A 16,242-nucleotide genomic window follows, 5' to 3' on the forward strand; every position below is an offset into this window, starting at 1 on the left:
TCGGTGGCACTCTATGGCTGAGTGCCTACCGGGAATCAGTCGCCAAGGTTATCGCTATTCACGCGCTTGCGTACACCAGCCGCAGTTAAAGGGCTGGCCTATTTTTTCCTGGCGTTGTGCGGGGTCGAGCACCCAGGCGCGAGACTGCCACGGCGGCTGGTGGCGCAAGTGCTGGGTATGGCCACAGGACAGCTCGGCCACCCAGTGCTTATCTGCATCCTGATGAAAACCGACGATCGTGACCGTTGATCGGCCCCGTCTGTCCGGGTTCCGTTCGCTTTCGGGCAAATCCTTGTTTAGACTTGTCCGTTCTTCATTCTTATGCAAAAGGTCTCGCCCCATGACGATCGCCGCTAACAAGGCTGTCTCCATCGACTATACCCTGACCAACGACGCTGGTGAGGTCATCGACAGCTCCGCCGGCGGCGCGCCGCTGGTCTACCTGCAAGGCGCAGGCAATATCATCCCAGGCCTGGAAAAGGCCCTGGAAGGCAAAGTGGTTGGTGATGAACTGACTGTTGCCGTAGAACCTGAAGATGCCTACGGCGAATACTCTGCTGAACTGGTCAGCACTTTGAGCCGCAGCATGTTCGAAGGCGTCGACGAGCTGGAAGTGGGTATGCAGTTCCACGCTTCCGCGCCGGACGGCCAAATGCAGATCGTCACCATCCGTGATCTGGACGGCGACGACGTGACTGTCGACGGCAACCACCCTCTGGCAGGTCAGCGCCTGAACTTCCAGGTTAAGATCGTTGCCATTCGCGACGCTTCCCAGGAAGAAGTGGCTCACGGCCACGTCCACGGTGAAGGTGGTCATCACCATTGATCGATGTTTTGATCAAGCGGTAGCAAAAACGCCCCGACCTGTTCGGGGCGTTTTTTTGCCTGTTTTCTGTGGCGGGCGGCCATCTTAGAAGAGGCTGGTACTTTCAGAGCCCAAACAAAAATGCCCCGGACCTTTCGGTACGGGGCATTTCTTAACTGTTTCGCAACCTGGGTCGCGTTGCAGTTGTTACCACTTAGGCTGCAGCAGCAACGCTCAGAGCCTTGATGTGGCCATTCAGGCGGCTCTTATGACGAGCGGCCTTGTTCTTGTGGATGATGCCTTTATCGGCCATACGGTCGATAACTGGCACAGCCAGAACGTAAGCTGCTTGAGCTTTTTCAGCGTCTTTGGTGTCGATGGCTTTTACTACATTCTTGATGTAGGTACGAACCATGGAACGCAGGCTGGCGTTGTGGCTGCGACGCTTCTCAGCCTGTTTTGCACGTTTTTTGGCGGAAGGTGTGTTGGCCACCGTCGAGCTCCTCGAAAGACTTTTTAGGAAATAGCAAACAAAATAGGCCGCGAATCATGCCGATGACTTGATGTGTTGTCAAGGGCGGCTGATGCGAACTGCTGAGTGGTCGATCTGAAGAGGCGGGTGATTTATTTCCGGCGCTTGACCTGTAAACTCGCGAGCTTTGGCTCTGTGCTGTTGCAGGCGCGCAGTATCGCATAAGTGGGCGCGTTGTTCGCCTGCTCTTTATCTATAGGCGCAAACTCTTTCAATGAATCTGCTCAAATCGTTGGCCGCCGTCAGCTCTATCACAATGATCTCGCGGGTTTTGGGGTTCGTGCGTGACACCCTGCTGGCGCGCATTTTTGGCGCCAGCATGGCCACGGATGCCTTCTTTATCGCGTTTAAATTGCCCAATCTGCTGCGGCGCATCTTTGCCGAGGGGGCATTTTCCCAGGCGTTCGTGCCGATTCTGGCCGAGTACAAGACCCAGCAGGGAGAGGAGGCGACCCGCACCTTCATTGCCTACGTGTCGGGCCTGCTGACCCTGGTATTGATGCTGGTGACCCTCATCGGCATGCTCGCCGCACCGTGGGTGATCTGGGCCACGGCCCCGGGCTTTGCCAATACACCGGAAAAGTTTGCGCTGACCACCGATCTGTTGCGGGTGACCTTTCCTTATATATTGCTGATTTCCCTGTCCTCCCTGGCCGGGGCGATTCTCAATACCTGGAACCGTTTTTCGGTGCCGGCGTTCGTGCCGACCCTGCTGAACGTCAGCATGATTATCTTTGCGCTGTTCCTCACGCCGTACTTCGATCCACCGGTGATGGCCCTGGGCTGGGCCGTGTTGGCCGGTGGCCTGGCGCAACTGCTTTACCAACTGCCACACCTGAAAAAGATCGGCATGCTGGTGCTGCCGCGCCTGAACCTCAAGGACACCGGCGTCTGGCGGGTCATGCGCAACATGCTGCCGGCGATCCTGGGTGTGTCGGTGAGCCAAATCTCCCTGATCATCAACACCGCGTTCGCCTCGCTGCTGGTGTCGGGCTCGGTGTCGTGGATGTACTACGCCGATCGACTGATGGAGTTGCCTTCGGGCGTGCTCGGTGTGGCCCTCGGCACCATTTTGCTGCCGACCCTGGCGCGCACCTACGCGAGCAAGGACCGCCAGGAATATTCGCGCATCCTCGATTGGGGCCTGCGCCTGTGCTTCGTTCTGGTGTTGCCGTGTGCCCTGGCCCTGGGGATCCTGGCCGAACCGCTGACGGTGTCGCTGTTCCAGTACGGGCAGTTCGACGCCCATGATGCATTGATGACGCAGCACGCGCTGGTCGCCTATTCCGTCGGACTGCTCGGGATCATCGTGATCAAAGTGCTGGCGCCAGGTTTTTACGCGCAGCAGAACATCCGCACGCCGGTCAAAATCGCGATTTTCACCCTGATCGTCACGCAACTGCTCAACCTGGTGTTCATCGGTCCGCTGGCCCACGCCGGTCTGGCCTTGGCGATCAGTGCCGGCGCCTGTATCAACGCGGGTCTGCTGTTTTATCAGTTGCGCAAGCAGCAGATGTACCAGCCGCAGCCGGGCTGGGGCCTGTTTGCCCTGAAACTGCTGGTGGCGGTGGGCATGATGTCGGCCGTGTTGCTCGGCCTGATGCACCTGATGCCCGCCTGGGACGAGGGCCACATGCTGGAGCGCTTCATGCGTCTGGGCGTACTGGTCGCCGCCGGCGTGGTGGTGTACTTCGGGATGTTGCTGCTTCAGGGGTTCCGCCTGCGGGACTTCAATCGCAAGTCGCTGGGTTAGAGAGTTTGCCGCGATAAAGCGGCAGTTTTATCGATTCGATCCATTTGCCCTGCGCTGTTGCCTGTCGTCCGGGGCCGGGTGTGGTTATAATCGACCACTTTATGAGCAAGAAGCGCGTTATGCAGCTGGTTCGAGGTCTCCACAACCTGCGCCCCGAGCATCGGGGCTGCGTCGCCACTATTGGCAACTTTGACGGTGTTCACCGTGGTCACCAGGCTATTCTGGCCCGGCTGCGCGAGCGTGCGGTCGAGTTGAGCGTACCTAGCTGCGTGGTGATTTTTGAGCCGCAGCCGCGGGAATATTTCACCCCGGAAACGGCGCCGGCCCGTCTGGCCCGCCTGCGGGACAAGCTGCAACTGCTGGCTGAAGAAGGTGTAGACCGCGTGCTCTGCCTGGCTTTCAACCAGCGCCTGCAAAGCCTCAGCGCCGCCGAGTTCGTCGACCGTATCCTGGTCGATGGCCTGGGCGTACAACATTTGGAGGTCGGTGACGACTTCCGTTTTGGCTGCGACCGGGTTGGGGATTTCGAATTCCTGCAACGCGCCGGCGTCACCCAGGGGTTTACCGTCGAAGCCGCGCAAACCGTTGAACTGGACGGTCTGCGCGTGAGCAGTACCCAGGTGCGTAACGCCCTGGCCGCTGCCGACTTTGCCTGTGCCGAGCGCTTGCTCGGCCGCCCGTTCCGCATTGCCGGGCGGGTATTGCACGGCCAGAAGCTGGCGCGCCAATTGGGCACGCCAACCGCCAACGTGCAACTCAAGCGCCGTCGTGTGCCGCTGACCGGGGTTTACCTGGTGAGCGTCGACATCGACGGCCAGTCGTGGCCGGGAGTCGCCAACATAGGCGTCAGGCCAACGGTTGCAGGTGATGGCAAGGCCCACCTGGAAGTTCACCTTTTGGATTTTGCCGGTGATTTATATGACCGGCGTTTGACGGTGGTTTTCCACCAGAAGCTGCGTGAAGAGCAGCGTTTCGCCTCCCTTGAGGCGTTGAAAACGGCGATCAATGCGGATGTCGCCGCCGCCCGTGCACTAGCCGCACCTAGCGCCCACCGCTAACCGAAGAGCCTTAAATGACCGACTATAAAGCCACGCTAAACCTTCCGGACACCGCCTTCCCAATGAAGGCCGGCCTGCCACAGCGCGAACCGCAGATCCTGCAGCGCTGGGACAGTATTGGCCTGTACGGAAAGTTGCGCGAAATTGGCAAGGATCGTCCGAAATTCGTCCTGCACGACGGCCCTCCTTATGCCAACGGCACGATTCACATCGGTCATGCGCTGAACAAGATCCTCAAGGACATGATCCTGCGTTCGAAAACCCTTTCGGGCTTCGACGCGCCCTATGTTCCGGGTTGGGACTGCCACGGCCTGCCGATCGAACACAAGGTCGAAGTCACCTACGGCAAGAACCTGGGCGCCGATAAAACCCGCGAACTGTGCCGTGCCTACGCCACCGAGCAGATCGAAGGGCAGAAGTCCGAGTTCATCCGCCTGGGTGTGCTGGGCGACTGGGACAACCCGTACAAGACCATGAATTTCAAGAACGAGGCCGGTGAAATCCGCGCTTTGGCCGAAATCGTCAAAGGCGGTTTCGTGTTCAAGGGCCTCAAGCCCGTGAACTGGTGCTTCGACTGCGGTTCGGCCCTGGCTGAAGCGGAAGTCGAGTACGAAGACAAGAAGTCGTCGACCATCGACGTGGCCTTCCCGATCGCCGACGACGCCAAGCTGGCCCAGGCGTTCGGCCTGGCAAGCCTGGCCAAGCCGGCCGCCATCGTGATCTGGACCACCACCCCGTGGACCATCCCCGCCAACCAGGCGCTGAACGTGCACCCTGAGTTCACCTACGCCCTGGTCGACGTGGGCGACCGCCTGCTGGTGCTGGCCGAAGAAATGGTCGAGGCGTGCCTGGCGCGTTACGAGCTGCAAGGCTCGGTGATCGCCACCACCACTGGCGCGGCACTGGAACTGATCAACTTCCGTCACCCGTTCTACGACCGTCTGTCGCCGGTTTACCTGGCCGACTACGTCGAGCTGGGTTCGGGGACCGGCGTGGTTCACTGCTCGCCCGCCTATGGCGTGGACGACTTCGTGATCTGCAAGAAGTACGGCCTGGTCAACGATGACATCATCAACCCGGTTCAAAGCAATGGCGTCTACGTGCCATCGCTGGAGTTCTTCGGCGGTCAGTTCATCTTCAAAGCCGACCAGCCGATCATCGACAAACTGCGTGAAGTCGGTGCGCTGATGCAGACCGACACCATCAAGCACAGCTACATGCACTGCTGGCGCCACAAGACCCCGCTGATCTATCGCGCCACCGCGCAGTGGTTTATCGGCATGGACAAAGAACCGGCCAGCGGCGAGACCCTGCGTGTCCGCTCGCTCAAGGCCATCGAAGACACCAAGTTCGTACCGGCCTGGGGCCAGGCGCGCCTGCACTCGATGATCGCCAACCGTCCCGACTGGTGCATCTCCCGCCAGCGTAACTGGGGCGTGCCGATCCCGTTCTTCCTGAACAAGGAAAGCGGCGAGCTGCACCCACGTACCGTCGAGTTGATGGAAGTCGTGGCCCAACGCGTCGAGCAGGAAGGCATCGAAGCCTGGTTCAAGCTGGACGCCGCCGAATTGCTGGGCGACGAAGCACCGCAGTACGACAAGATCAGCGACACCCTCGACGTCTGGTTTGACTCGGGCACCACCCACTGGCACGTACTGCGCGGCTCGCACCCGATGGGCCACGAGACCGGCCCGCGTGCCGACCTGTACCTGGAAGGTTCGGACCAGCACCGCGGCTGGTTCCACTCCTCGTTGCTGACCGGTTGCGCCATCGACGACCACGCACCGTACCGCGAACTCTTGACTCACGGTTTTACCGTCGACGAGACGGGCCGCAAGATGTCCAAATCGCTGAAAAACGTGATCGAGCCGAAGAAGATCAACGACACGCTGGGCGCTGACATCATGCGTCTGTGGGTCGCGTCTACCGACTACTCGGGCGAAATCGCCGTATCGGACCAGATCCTGGCCCGCAGCGCCGATGCCTATCGTCGTATCCGTAATACCGCACGCTTCCTGCTGTCGAATCTGACCGGCTTTAACCCGGCCACCGACATCCTGCCGGCCGAAGACATGCTCGCCCTGGACCGTTGGGCCGTGGACCGCACCCTGTTGCTGCAGCGCGAGTTGCAGGAGCACTACGGCGAATACCGTTTCTGGAACGTCTACTCGAAGATCCACAACTTCTGTGTGCAGGAGTTGGGTGGTTTCTACCTCGATATCATCAAGGATCGCCAGTACACCACCGCAGCCAACAGCAAGGCGCGCCGTTCCGCGCAGACCGCGCTTTATCACATCTCTGAGGCGCTGGTGCGCTGGATCGCACCGATCCTGGCGTTCACCGCCGACGAACTGTGGGAATACCTGCCGGGCGAGCGTAACGAATCGGTGATGCTCAATACCTGGTACGAAGGCCTGACCGAATTGCCGGCCGACTTCGAACTGGGTCGCGAGTACTGGGAAGGCGTGATGGCCGTCAAGGTCGCGGTGAACAAGGAACTGGAAGTCCAGCGTGCGGCCAAGGCCGTCGGTGGCAACCTGCAGGCCGAAGTCACCCTGTTTGCCGAAGAAGGCCTGACCGCTGACCTGGCCAAGCTGAGCAATGAACTGCGCTTCGTGCTGATCACCTCCACCGCGAGCCTGGCGCCATTCGCCCAGGCACCGGCGGATGCGGTGGTCACCGAAGTACCGGGCCTCAAGCTCAAAGTGGTCAAGTCAGCCTTCCCTAAGTGCGCCCGCTGCTGGCACTGCCGTGAAGACGTTGGCGTGAACCCCGAGCATCCGGAAATCTGCGGGCGTTGCGTCGACAACATCAGCGGTGACGGCGAGGTTCGCCACTATGCCTAATGCCGGTCGTTTCGGACGTCTGGGCTGGCTCGTGCTGAGTGTGCTGGTGCTGGTCATTGACCAGGTCAGCAAGGCTCACTTCGAGGGCTCCCTGCAAATGTTCCAGCAAATCGTGGTGATCCCGGATTACTTCAGCTGGACCCTGGCCTACAACACCGGCGCCGCGTTCAGCTTCCTCGCTGATGGCGGTGGCTGGCAGCGCTGGCTGTTCGCCGTTATCGCGCTGGTGGTCAGCGCGGTATTGGTGGTCTGGCTCAAGCGCCTGGGCCGTGATGACACCTGGCTGGCCATCGCCCTGGCGCTGGTGCTGGGCGGTGCGCTGGGTAACCTGTACGACCGCATTGCCCTGGGCCACGTGATCGACTTCATTCTGGTGCATTGGCAGAACCGCCATTACTTCCCGGCGTTCAATTTTGCTGACAGCGCAATCACCGTCGGTGCAATCATGCTGGCGCTGGATATGTTCAAAAGTAAGAAAACCGGAGAGACCGTCAATGACTGATCAGGTATTGGTTGAGCAACGCATCGGCCAGAACACGGAAGTCACCTTGCATTTCGCACTGCGCCTGGAGAATGGCGACACGGTCGACAGCACGTTCGACAAAGCCCCGGCGACCTTCAAGGTCGGCGATGGCAACCTGCTGCCGGGGTTCGAAGCCGCGCTCTTCGGTTTCAAGGCGGGCGACAAGCGCACCCTGCAGATCCTGCCGGAAAACGCGTTTGGCCAGCCCAACCCGCAAAACGTACAGATCATCCCGCGTTCGCAGTTCCAGGACATGGACCTGTCTGAAGGCCTGTTGGTGATCTTCAACGATGCGGCGAATACCGAGCTGCCGGGTGTCGTCAAAAACTTCGATGACACCCAGGTGACCATCGACTTCAATCACCCGTTGTCCGGTAAAACCTTGACGTTTGACGTTGAAATCATCGACGTTAAAGCGATCTGACGAACAGTACCGGCTTGTGTGGGAGCTGGCTTGCAGCTCCCACAAAGACACGAGGCACAGCATGCAAATCAAACTCGCCAACCCCCGTGGCTTCTGCGCCGGCGTGGACCGGGCGATCGAAATCGTCAACCGTGCCCTGGAAGTCTTCGGCCCGCCGATCTATGTGCGTCATGAAGTGGTGCACAACAAGTTTGTGGTCGAGGACCTGCGCGCGCGCGGTGCCATCTTTGTCGAAGAGCTGGACCAGGTGCCGGACGACGTTATCGTTATCTTCAGTGCCCACGGTGTTTCCCAGGCCGTGCGTACCGAAGCGGCGGGCCGTGGCCTGAAAGTCTTTGATGCGACGTGCCCGCTGGTCACCAAGGTGCATATCGAAGTGGCGCGCTACAGTCGCGACGGCCGAGAGTGCATCCTGATCGGCCATGCCGGTCACCCCGAAGTGGAAGGCACCATGGGCCAGTACGACGCCAGTAATGGCGGTGCGATCTACCTGGTGGAAGACGAAAAAGACGTCGCGAACCTCCAGGTGCACAACCCGGATCGTCTGGCCTTCGTGACCCAGACCACCTTGTCCATGGACGACACCAGCCGCGTAATCGATGCGCTACGCACACGCTTCCCGGCGATCGGTGGACCGCGTAAAGACGACATCTGCTACGCCACGCAAAACCGCCAGGATGCGGTCAAGCAACTGGCTGATGAGTGCGATGTGGTGTTGGTGGTCGGCAGCCCTAACAGCTCCAACTCCAACCGCCTGCGTGAGCTGGCGGAGCGCATGGCGACACCGGCGTACCTGATCGACGGCGCCGAAGACATGCAGCGCAGCTGGTTCGATGGCGTTCAGCGCATAGGCATCACGGCAGGTGCTTCGGCCCCGGAAGTGCTGGTGCGTGGCGTCATCCAGCAGTTGCATGCCTGGGGTGCCACCGGCGCCGATGAATTGGCCGGTCGTGAAGAGAACATCACGTTCTCCATGCCCAAGGAGCTGCGGGTTCGTTCGCTGCTCTGAGTGCCAGAGCGTCGGCGTCTGTGCGGCATAAGGCCTGCTCCGCGTTATCGCTGCGCAGGCTGATGCGCCCACTGGGTGCCAGCACTATCTGGTGGACACTCTGCGCCGTGTCCGTCGCGCACACATGCACCGTCCCCGCCCGGAAGCCGCCACCTGCAAATACCGGCTCGCCCAACCCACTGAAACGTACCTGGCTCTTGACCGGCCCATTGCCGACTATCGGTACGCGACTGCTGCGCTGATGCTCCAGCACCACTGGGTTGTCATCGTCCTGGTCACCGCGCCCGCTGATATCCACGATCACCCGCCAGCCCTGGCTCCAATCATCATTGAGCGCATGAATGATCACCGCTCTGTTGCGCGCGATGGCTTCAGTGCGGGCCAGTCGCAGTCCGCTCGCCAGTGATTGTGCTGCGCTCTGTCGTTGTTGCGACTCCAGCATCTGCTTGAAGCCGGGCACTGCCAGATGCGCCAGAATGCCACTCAACACCAGCCCCAGCAGCAGTTCCAGCAACGTGAAGCCTCGTTGGCGCATGGATTGTCCCTCCGTGGACGCAGGTCAAAATTCGTCGCAGTCAAAGGTATAGCGCCTGGATTGAGGCGCTGAATGATGGCCTTCATGTCCAAAGTATTTCCCTTTGTTCCGCGAACAGCGCGGGCGAAAAACCGACGCTAGTCTTGGGTCGCACAGCAGGCTTTGCCTGTTTTTTTGGCCCTCGACACGGATGACGACGGTAATGCTTGCCAGCCTCAACACTTGTTTTGCCTGCCCATTGCCCCGACACCAGATCGGAGCGACGCTGATAGAGGTGCTGGTGGCGTTGCTGGTTCTAAGCGTGGGGCTTTTAGGTTCAGCGGTGCTTCAGCTCAACGCGCTCAAGTACACCGACAGCTCGAGAATGACCAGCCAGGCCAGTTTCATTGCCTACGACATGCTTGACCGCGTCCGCGCCAATTCCGGCGCCGATTACCAGTGGGGGAGAACTCAGCGAGTTCCGGCCAGTACCGCCACGTCAAGCGTGCGTGACCTCGACCTGCACGATTTCGAGGCCAATCTCCTAGGCTTCGCCGGAGAGAGCGCCAAAGGCGCGGTGGCGATGCATGCCGACGAAATCACCGTCAGCATCAGTTGGGACGACGACAGGGGCACTAATACCCCCGGTGCGCGGCAAACGTTCACCCTGACCAGTCGTATTGCCGCCGAGCCTGGAGTGACGCAATGACGTACCGGGTTCGAGGTTTCAGTCTGCTGGAAGTGTTGCTCGCCCTGGCTTTAGGGCTGGTGCTGTTGCTTGGGGCGAGTCAGGTGTTGATCAGTTCCCGAGCGACTCACGCCAGTCAGCAGGCGGCCATGTTGCTGCAGGACGATGCACGCTTTGTGCTGAGCAAAATGATCCAGGATATTCGGCAGGTCGGAATGCTGGGGTGTTTGGCCCCGACCTTTATCGAGAACGCCCCGCCGGCGTTTTATCGGCCCGTGACCTGGAGTGCTGGCGCTGGATCGACTTCGCTGACGCTGGTCACTGCGGATATCGGCGGGCAGGGTGGCAAGCCTGATTGGACGGTACTGTCCGACTGCGTCCGCAGCGCCCACGCCTATGCGGGGAGTTCGCCGACACCGATGCCTGGGCAGATTCGTTTTGCGATACGCCAACTGACCTACATCTTCGAGACCGGTCAGTTGAAGGTGAGCACCCCCGCTGCGCCCGCCAAGTCGGTGCTGGTGGACAACGTTCTTGCATTCGATATCAGTTTCGGTGTGGCCGCTAAGTTGGAATCGGCCGAGGTGGTGCGCTACGACGCCAGCCCTGCAGACGAAGGCTTGATCCGCAGCGTGCGCATTCGCATGACGCTGCAAGACCCTGCGCGGCGTGTCAAAGACCAAACCTACAGCGTCGTCGCAGCGCTGCGAAATCGTCTGGGATAGGGCGTTCATGATGCTCGTTGAAGGCTTTTCTGCTCGGCAGGCGGGCATGGTTTTGCTGATCAGCCTGGTCTTTGTGCTGCTGTTGTCGTTGATTGGCGTGTCGTCGATGCAGGAGGCGGTGACCCAGCAAAAAGTTACGGGCAGCCTCTGGCATCGCAACAGGTCACACCAGAGTGCCGAGAGTGGCTTGAGGTTGGGAGAGCGGGACGTGCAGCGAACGGGGGCGGCAATGCCGAGGTGCCAGTCGATCACGCGCTGTGCGCCGCCTGATGAAGCCTTTTCAGTGATTGGTGCCGGGACGAATCCAACGTCGGCAGTCACTTGGATTGCCTTCGACTTCGGGGTTTACGGTGTTCAATCCCTGGGGGCTGGTACCGGCATGGCGAATTTTCCACCACAGGCGACGGTCGAGTTATATCGCGTGACAGCCGTCGGGCTCAGTGGGCGGTCGCGCGCAGTGTTGGAGACCGTGTATGCGAGGGTAGAAGAGGAGGGCGGCTCGCGATTTCGGCGAGTGGCATGGCGGCAACTTCAATAAGGAGTAGCGAAATGGGCAAGGACAGCCTGGGTTTCACCCTGATCGAGTTACTGATCGCCGTGGCGATTATCGCGTTTCTGGCCGGGATCGCTTACCCCAGGTACGCCGGCTACGTGAATAAGGTCTATCGTGCGCAAATTGTCGCGCTGCTGACTGAGCAGGCCCAGCACTTGGAGCGCTTTTATACGCGCAACGGTACTTATATTGACGCCAGTGGCGTCAGCGCGGGCAATGATCGCTATAGAATCACCGCTGCATTGAACCCTCAGGATTTCCATCTGATTGCCGCGCCGATTGCCGATGCAGGTATGGCCGGCGATGCCTGCGGTGACTTCAGCCTGACCAGTGCCGGGGCGCGTAGCAATCCGGGCGCGGCGTCTGATATGTCGCGCCAGATGTGCTGGGGGCAATGATGAGAGTGCTGGACGATTGGGCGCCGGGTGTGCCCGTTCCTATTTATCGGCTGGATCAAATGATGGTTAAGCAACAGCAAGTTGTGATCGTCGGTGGCGGAGTCATCGGTTTGTTGACGGCGTACAACCTGGCAACCCAAGGTCAGGCGGTGGTGCTGCTGGAGCGCGCGGGTGTGGGGCAGGAGTCATCCTGGGCCGGAGGTGGCATTGTTTCGCCGCTGTATCCATGGCGCTACAGCCCGGCGGTGACTGCGCTGGCCCATTGGTCCCAGGATTTTTATCCGCAATTGGCTGAACGGCTGTTTGCCGCCACGGGCGTCGATCCGGAGGTTCACACCACCGGCCTTTACTGGCTGGACCTGGACGACGAAGCCGAGGCGTTGGCCTGGGCCGCCCGTGAAAGCCGACCTCTGAGCAAGGTCGAGGTGTCTGTCGCCCATGATGCCGTGCCCGCGCTGGGCGGCGGGTACTCCCAGGCCGTCTATATGGCGGACGTGGCCAACGTGCGCAACCCGCGCCTGGTCAAATCCCTCAAGGCGGCGCTGTTGGCGCTACCTGGCGTGACCGTCCACGAACAGTGCCAAGTGAACGGTTTTATTCTGGATGATGGCAATGTCGTTGGTGTGAAGACGACGGAAGGGCCGGTCCGGGGTGATCATGTCGTATTGGCGGCGGGAGCGTGGAGCGGTGAGTTGCTTGGCACTCTGGGGCTTGTGCTGCCGGTGGAGCCGGTCAAGGGGCAGATGATCCTGTACAAGTGTGCTTCGAACTTCCTGTCGAGCATGGTGCTGGCCAAGGGGCGTTATGCAATCCCTCGGCGCGACGGGCATATCCTGATCGGCAGCACCCTGGAACATCAGGGGTTCGACAAGACGCCGACAGCAAGTGCGTTGGAGAGTCTGAAGGCTTCAGCGGTGGAGCTGATTCCGGCCCTGGCAGACGCTGAGGTGGTCGGGCACTGGGCCGGTTTGCGGCCAGGCTCGCCGGAAGGCATTCCCTATATCGGTCAGGTGCCGGGTTATCAAGGGTTGTGGCTCAACTGCGGGCACTACCGCAACGGCTTGGTGTTGGCACCGGCGTCCTGCCAGTTGTTTTCCGACTTGTTGCTGAACCGTGCACCGATCATCGACCCGGTGCCTTACGCGCCCGAAGGTCGGATCAACGCTGGATAGACTTTGGCCCTTGCTCCAAATGCGCCTGGCTGCAGTACCACTCCTGGCGCACGCTGAGCGCGCGGTCCTGCGGCAGGTGCACGCCGCAGTGAGCGCAGCGTACCATCAGCGCTGCGCCGGGCTCGCGGGTACGCTGCTGTTTGGCGACCGGGCTTTTGAATTTACGCCACAACCATACCGCGGCAGCAATAACGGCAATCCAGAACAGAAGACGAAGCATGGCAGGTAGTTTCTCGACAAGGAATGCGGCAGTTTAGCCAAGGACGCGACAGGCGCACAGCGCAATAACACGTACCCACAAAAAAGGGAGCCCCGAAGGGCTCCCTTTTGCGTTGCGTCAACGGATCAGTCGAACACGCCAAAGGTCATGTAGCTGAACCACGAGCGGTCCTGATTGTCGCCCAGCGCCTGTGGGGCTTCTTCTTCGATCACGTCGCCGTTCTCGTCGTGGGGCTTGAGGTCCGAAGGAATGGCATCCTTGGCGTCCTGGTACTGCTTCTGCACGTCCTGGTTGGCGCGGGTTTCGCCCGGCGGCAACGGTGGGCGGGATTCGATCAGGCCCAGGGTGTACTTGCTCAGCCACGAACGGTTGTCCGCTTCGTCAACCTGAGGCACGAACTGGCCGTCTTTCAGGCTGGGGTGATCCGGGTAGTTGAGCTTGAGGGTTTCCAGGCTGGTGCTGGCCAGTTCGTCCAGGTGCAGACGCTGGTAGGCCTCGGTCATGACGGCCAGGCCGTCACCCACCGAAGGGGTTTCCTGGAAGTTCTCCACCACATAGCGGCCACGGTTGGCGGCGGCTACGTAGGCCTGACGGGTCAGGTAGTAGTGCGCTACGTGGATTTCGTAAGAGGCCAGCAGGTTGCGCAGGTAAATCATGCGCTGCTTGGCGTCCGGGGCGTAGCGGCTGTTGGGGTAACGGCTGGTCAACTGCGCGAACTCGTTATAGGAGTCGCGGGCAGCGCCCGGGTCACGCTTGGTCATGTCCAGCGGCAGGAATCGCGCCAGCAGGCCAACATCCTGGTCGAACGAGGTCAGGCCCTTCATGTAGTAGGCGTAGTCGACGTTCGGATGCTGTGGGTGCAGACGGATGAAACGCTCGGCGGCGGACTTGGCAGCTTCCGGCTCGGCGTTCTTGTAGTTGGCGTAGATCAGCTCGAGTTGGGCCTGGTCGGCGTAGCGGCCGAACGGATAGCGCGACTCCAGTGCCTTCAGCTTCGCTGTGGCGCTGGTGTAGCTATTGTTGTCCAAGTCTTTCTGAGCCAGTTGGTACAACTCGACTTCGCTCAGGTTTTCGTCGACGACTTCCTTTGTTGACGAGCAAGCAGCAGTCATGGCGAGGATGGCGATCAGCAGCAGGTGTTTCACTTGCATGGCGGCTTGCGTCCCTATGACGGCCGCTGTCTTGGGCGGGGCCGTCCTGTTATGATGAGCGCCCCGTTGAAAGCCTCGGGGCAAAAGACGCCGTATTTAACCACAAGCGCGCAGCCGAAACCAAAGGCTGTGCCACGCCTAGTCTGAGCATGTCCGATAAAATTGAACTTCGCGCAGAGGTGCCGTCCGAATTGGGCGGCCAACGCCTCGATCAAGTCGCCGCACAATTATTCGCTGAGCACTCGCGCTCGCGCCTTTCCGCCTGGATCAAAGACGGCCGCCTGACTGTGGATGGAGCGGTTATCCGCCCGCGAGACATAGTTCATGGCGGTGCGATTCTTGAGCTGACTGCCGAGCAGGAAGCCCAGGGAGAATGGGTCGCCCAGGACATCGAGCTGGATATCGTCTATGAAGACGACGACATCCTGGTCATCAATAAACCCGCAGGCCTGGTGGTTCACCCGGCGGCCGGGCACGCTGATGGCACTTTGCTCAATGCTCTGCTGCACCATATTCCCGACATCATCAACGTGCCGCGTTGCGGCATCGTGCACCGTCTGGACAAGGACACCACCGGCTTGATGGTGGTGGCCAAGACCATTCAGGCGCAGACGCAACTGGTTACGCAATTGCAAAGCCGCAGCGTCAGCCGGATCTACGAGTGCATCGTGATCGGCGTCGTGGTGGCCGGTGGCAAGATCAACGCGCCGATCGGTCGCCACGGCCAGCAACGCCAGCGTATGGCGGTGATGGAGGGCGGCAAGCAGGCCGTCAGCCATTACCGAGTGTTGGAGCGTTTCCGCTCCCACACCCATGTACGGGTCAAGCTGGAAACCGGCCGTACCCACCAGATTCGTGTGCACATGGCCCACATCAACTTCCCGTTGGTCGGCGATCCTGCCTACGGTGGTCGCTTCCGCATTCCACCCGCGGCCAGCCAGACCATGGTCGAATCGCTCAAGACGTTCCCGCGCCAGGCGCTGCATGCACGCTTCCTGGAGCTGGATCATCCGACGAGCGGTCAGCGCATGAGCTGGGAATCGCCATTGCCGGATGATTTTGTCTGGTTGCTGTCGTTGCTAAAGCAGGATCGCGAGGCATTTGTCGGATGAGTGACTGGCTGATACCTGACTGGCCCGCGCCGGCTCGGGTAAAGGCCTGCGTCACCACCCGTGCAGGCGGCGTCAGTCTGGCGCCGTTCGACAGCCTTAATCTGGGTGATCATGTTGAGGACAGCCTCGAGGCCGTCCTTGAAAACCGCCGTCGCCTTACCGATGCGTTTGGTATTCGGCCAGCCTGGTTGCGCCAGGTTCATGGCGTTAACGTGGTCGAGGCCAATCCTGATTGCATCGCTGAAGCCGATGCCAGTTGGACGAGCACCCCAGGCATCGCCTGCACCGCGATGACTGCCGATTGCCTGCCTGCGTTGTTCTGCAACCGTGCCGGTACCCGCGTCGCGGCAGCCCATGCCGGTTGGCGTGGGCTGGCGGCAGGCGTGTTGGAGGCGGCGTTTGAAAGCCTGGACACCGCGCCTGCCGATGTACTGGTCTGGCTCGGCCCGGCGATTGGTCCGCAGGCCTTTGAAGTGGGGCCGGAAGTGCGCGGTGCCTTCATGCAGCAATTGCCGGCAGCTGCCGAAGCGTTTGTGCCCAGTCGCAACGACGGCAAGTTCATGGCCGACATCTATAAGCTGGCGCGTCTGCGCCTGGCAGCTCGGGGTGTCACGGCGGTCTACGGTGGCGGTTTGTGTACCGTGACCGATCCTCGCTTCTTTTCTTACCGGCGCAATCCGCGCACCGGTCGATTTGCCTCCCTTATCTGGCTCGAGCGCTAGACTCCCCTGATCCATATCAAGCATTGCCCGCTTGAAT

The 16,242-nt window shown here is 60.6% G+C and carries 19 protein-coding genes; 14 read left to right on the plus strand and 5 right to left on the minus strand.

The window, feature by feature from the left end; genetic code table 11:
* Nucleotides 1-54 precede the first annotated feature (54 nt).
* Entirely contained in the window at nt 55-372 is a 318-nt protein-coding gene (locus KZX66_RS00365; RefSeq protein WP_348983782.1) for a DUF3565 domain-containing protein, read from the minus strand.
* On the opposite strand from KZX66_RS00365, the gene KZX66_RS00370 reads away from it, so the two are divergent.
* Entirely contained in the window at nt 341-826 is a 486-nt protein-coding gene (locus KZX66_RS00370) for a peptidylprolyl isomerase (protein ID WP_048724224.1), read from the plus strand. The genes KZX66_RS00365 and KZX66_RS00370 overlap by 32 nt on opposite strands.
* Nucleotides 827-1,019: 193 nt before the next feature.
* Here KZX66_RS00370 and rpsT read toward each other — a convergent pair whose 3' ends face one another.
* Entirely contained in the window at nt 1,020-1,298 is a 279-nt protein-coding gene (rpsT, locus tag KZX66_RS00375; RefSeq protein ID WP_016976313.1) for a 30S ribosomal protein S20, read from the minus strand.
* Nucleotides 1,299-1,551: 253 nt separating this feature from the next.
* On the opposite strand from rpsT, the gene murJ reads away from it, so the two are divergent.
* The 6 genes from murJ to ispH all read left to right on the plus strand — a co-directional run bounded on the left by murJ (nt 1,552) and on the right by ispH (nt 8,950).
* Nucleotides 1,552-3,090, plus strand: a complete 1,539-nt coding sequence (gene murJ / locus KZX66_RS00380) for a murein biosynthesis integral membrane protein MurJ (protein WP_248075113.1) — start codon at nt 1,552-1,554, stop codon at nt 3,088-3,090.
* Between the two features lie 119 nt (nt 3,091-3,209).
* Complete coding sequence (ribF, locus tag KZX66_RS00385) at nt 3,210-4,148, plus strand: bifunctional riboflavin kinase/FAD synthetase (RefSeq protein WP_248075115.1); 939 nt, start codon at nt 3,210-3,212, stop codon at nt 4,146-4,148.
* A 14-nt stretch (nt 4,149-4,162) separates the two neighbouring features.
* Entirely contained in the window at nt 4,163-6,994 is a 2,832-nt protein-coding gene (ileS, locus tag KZX66_RS00390) for an isoleucine--tRNA ligase (protein WP_248075117.1), read from the plus strand.
* Complete coding sequence (gene lspA / locus KZX66_RS00395) at nt 6,987-7,496, plus strand: signal peptidase II (RefSeq protein ID WP_248075119.1); 510 nt, start codon at nt 6,987-6,989, stop codon at nt 7,494-7,496. The genes ileS and lspA overlap by 8 nt, the downstream gene beginning before the upstream one ends.
* Nucleotides 7,489-7,941 (plus strand): FKBP-type peptidyl-prolyl cis-trans isomerase, encoded by a 453-nt coding sequence (fkpB, locus tag KZX66_RS00400; protein WP_248075121.1) that lies wholly within the window; start codon nt 7,489-7,491, stop codon nt 7,939-7,941. The genes lspA and fkpB overlap by 8 nt, the downstream gene beginning before the upstream one ends.
* A 61-nt stretch (nt 7,942-8,002) precedes the next feature.
* Nucleotides 8,003-8,950, plus strand: coding sequence for a 4-hydroxy-3-methylbut-2-enyl diphosphate reductase (ispH, locus tag KZX66_RS00405; RefSeq protein WP_099583983.1), 948 nt, complete (start codon nt 8,003-8,005; stop codon nt 8,948-8,950).
* On the opposite strand, the gene KZX66_RS00410 is transcribed toward ispH, so the two are convergent.
* Nucleotides 8,904-9,485: a GspH/FimT family protein gene (locus KZX66_RS00410; protein WP_248075124.1), complete on the minus strand. Its 582-nt coding sequence runs from the start codon at nt 9,483-9,485 to the stop codon at nt 8,904-8,906. The two genes, ispH and KZX66_RS00410, sit on opposite strands and share 47 nt — an antisense overlap.
* A 202-nt stretch (nt 9,486-9,687) precedes the next feature.
* On the opposite strand from KZX66_RS00410, the gene pilV reads away from it, so the two are divergent.
* The 5 genes from pilV to thiO all read left to right on the plus strand — a co-directional run bounded on the left by pilV (nt 9,688) and on the right by thiO (nt 13,000).
* Nucleotides 9,688-10,173, plus strand: a complete 486-nt coding sequence (pilV, locus tag KZX66_RS00415) for a type IV pilus modification protein PilV (protein ID WP_248075126.1) — start codon at nt 9,688-9,690, stop codon at nt 10,171-10,173.
* On the plus strand, nt 10,170-10,877 hold the full coding sequence (locus tag KZX66_RS00420) for a prepilin-type N-terminal cleavage/methylation domain-containing protein (RefSeq protein WP_248075128.1): 708 nt from the start codon (nt 10,170-10,172) through the stop codon (nt 10,875-10,877). The genes pilV and KZX66_RS00420 overlap by 4 nt, the downstream gene beginning before the upstream one ends.
* Before the next feature lie 7 nt (nt 10,878-10,884).
* Nucleotides 10,885-11,415, plus strand: a complete 531-nt coding sequence (locus tag KZX66_RS00425; protein ID WP_248075130.1) for a PilX N-terminal domain-containing pilus assembly protein — start codon at nt 10,885-10,887, stop codon at nt 11,413-11,415.
* Between the two features lie 11 nt (nt 11,416-11,426).
* Entirely contained in the window at nt 11,427-11,828 is a 402-nt protein-coding gene (locus tag KZX66_RS00430; protein ID WP_248075132.1) for a type IV pilin protein, read from the plus strand.
* A gap of 62 nt (nt 11,829-11,890) precedes the next feature.
* Entirely contained in the window at nt 11,891-13,000 is a 1,110-nt protein-coding gene (gene thiO, locus KZX66_RS00435) for a glycine oxidase ThiO (protein ID WP_248075134.1), read from the plus strand.
* On the opposite strand, the gene KZX66_RS00440 is transcribed toward thiO, so the two are convergent.
* Both KZX66_RS00440 and KZX66_RS00445 read right to left on the minus strand, forming a co-directional pair.
* Complete coding sequence (locus tag KZX66_RS00440) at nt 12,987-13,220, minus strand: PP0621 family protein (protein WP_248075136.1); 234 nt, start codon at nt 13,218-13,220, stop codon at nt 12,987-12,989. The two genes, thiO and KZX66_RS00440, sit on opposite strands and share 14 nt — an antisense overlap.
* A 125-nt stretch (nt 13,221-13,345) precedes the next feature.
* Nucleotides 13,346-14,371 carry an outer membrane protein assembly factor BamD gene (locus KZX66_RS00445; protein WP_248075138.1) on the minus strand — a complete coding sequence of 342 codons (1,026 nt, stop codon included), beginning with the start codon at nt 14,369-14,371 and terminating at the stop codon, nt 13,346-13,348.
* Between the two features lie 149 nt (nt 14,372-14,520).
* On the opposite strand from KZX66_RS00445, the gene rluD reads away from it, so the two are divergent.
* Together rluD and pgeF are read left to right on the plus strand one after the other, a co-directional pair.
* Entirely contained in the window at nt 14,521-15,483 is a 963-nt protein-coding gene (gene rluD, locus KZX66_RS00450) for a 23S rRNA pseudouridine(1911/1915/1917) synthase RluD (RefSeq protein WP_003171668.1), read from the plus strand.
* Entirely contained in the window at nt 15,480-16,205 is a 726-nt protein-coding gene (gene pgeF / locus KZX66_RS00455; protein ID WP_248075140.1) for a peptidoglycan editing factor PgeF, read from the plus strand. The genes rluD and pgeF overlap by 4 nt, the downstream gene beginning before the upstream one ends.
* Nucleotides 16,206-16,242 lie beyond the last annotated feature (37 nt).

It is taken from the genome of Pseudomonas sp. EYE_354, from assembly GCF_023148575.1.
In the GTDB taxonomy this organism is placed as follows: domain Bacteria; phylum Pseudomonadota; class Gammaproteobacteria; order Pseudomonadales; family Pseudomonadaceae; genus Aquipseudomonas.

Bases quoted from the DNA above. Each gene is read 5' to 3' on its own strand.
- KZX66_RS00430 (WP_248075132.1), top strand. From the start codon at position 11,427: ATGGGCAAGGACAGCCTGGGTTTCACCCTGATCGAGTTACTGATCGCC.
- KZX66_RS00420 (WP_248075128.1), top strand. From the start codon at position 10,170: ATGACGTACCGGGTTCGAGGTTTCAGTCTGCTGGAAGTGTTGCTCGCC.
- KZX66_RS00425 (WP_248075130.1), top strand. From the start codon at position 10,885: ATGATGCTCGTTGAAGGCTTTTCTGCTCGGCAGGCGGGCATGGTTTTG.
- ispH (WP_099583983.1), top strand. From the start codon at position 8,003: ATGCAAATCAAACTCGCCAACCCCCGTGGCTTCTGCGCCGGCGTGGAC.
- rluD (WP_003171668.1), top strand. From the start codon at position 14,521: ATGTCCGATAAAATTGAACTTCGCGCAGAGGTGCCGTCCGAATTGGGC.
- KZX66_RS00440 (WP_248075136.1), bottom strand. From the start codon at position 13,220: ATGCTTCGTCTTCTGTTCTGGATTGCCGTTATTGCTGCCGCGGTATGG.
- pgeF (WP_248075140.1), top strand. From the start codon at position 15,480: ATGAGTGACTGGCTGATACCTGACTGGCCCGCGCCGGCTCGGGTAAAG.
- pilV (WP_248075126.1), top strand. From the start codon at position 9,688: ATGCTTGCCAGCCTCAACACTTGTTTTGCCTGCCCATTGCCCCGACAC.
- KZX66_RS00445 (WP_248075138.1), bottom strand. From the start codon at position 14,371: ATGCAAGTGAAACACCTGCTGCTGATCGCCATCCTCGCCATGACTGCT.
- KZX66_RS00365 (WP_348983782.1), bottom strand. From the start codon at position 372: ATGGAGACAGCCTTGTTAGCGGCGATCGTCATGGGGCGAGACCTTTTG.
- ribF (WP_248075115.1), top strand. From the start codon at position 3,210: ATGCAGCTGGTTCGAGGTCTCCACAACCTGCGCCCCGAGCATCGGGGC.
- fkpB (WP_248075121.1), top strand. From the start codon at position 7,489: ATGACTGATCAGGTATTGGTTGAGCAACGCATCGGCCAGAACACGGAA.
- KZX66_RS00410 (WP_248075124.1), bottom strand. From the start codon at position 9,485: ATGCGCCAACGAGGCTTCACGTTGCTGGAACTGCTGCTGGGGCTGGTG.
- KZX66_RS00370 (WP_048724224.1), top strand. From the start codon at position 341: ATGACGATCGCCGCTAACAAGGCTGTCTCCATCGACTATACCCTGACC.
- ileS (WP_248075117.1), top strand. From the start codon at position 4,163: ATGACCGACTATAAAGCCACGCTAAACCTTCCGGACACCGCCTTCCCA.
- lspA (WP_248075119.1), top strand. From the start codon at position 6,987: ATGCCTAATGCCGGTCGTTTCGGACGTCTGGGCTGGCTCGTGCTGAGT.
- thiO (WP_248075134.1), top strand. From the start codon at position 11,891: ATGGTTAAGCAACAGCAAGTTGTGATCGTCGGTGGCGGAGTCATCGGT.
- murJ (WP_248075113.1), top strand. From the start codon at position 1,552: ATGAATCTGCTCAAATCGTTGGCCGCCGTCAGCTCTATCACAATGATC.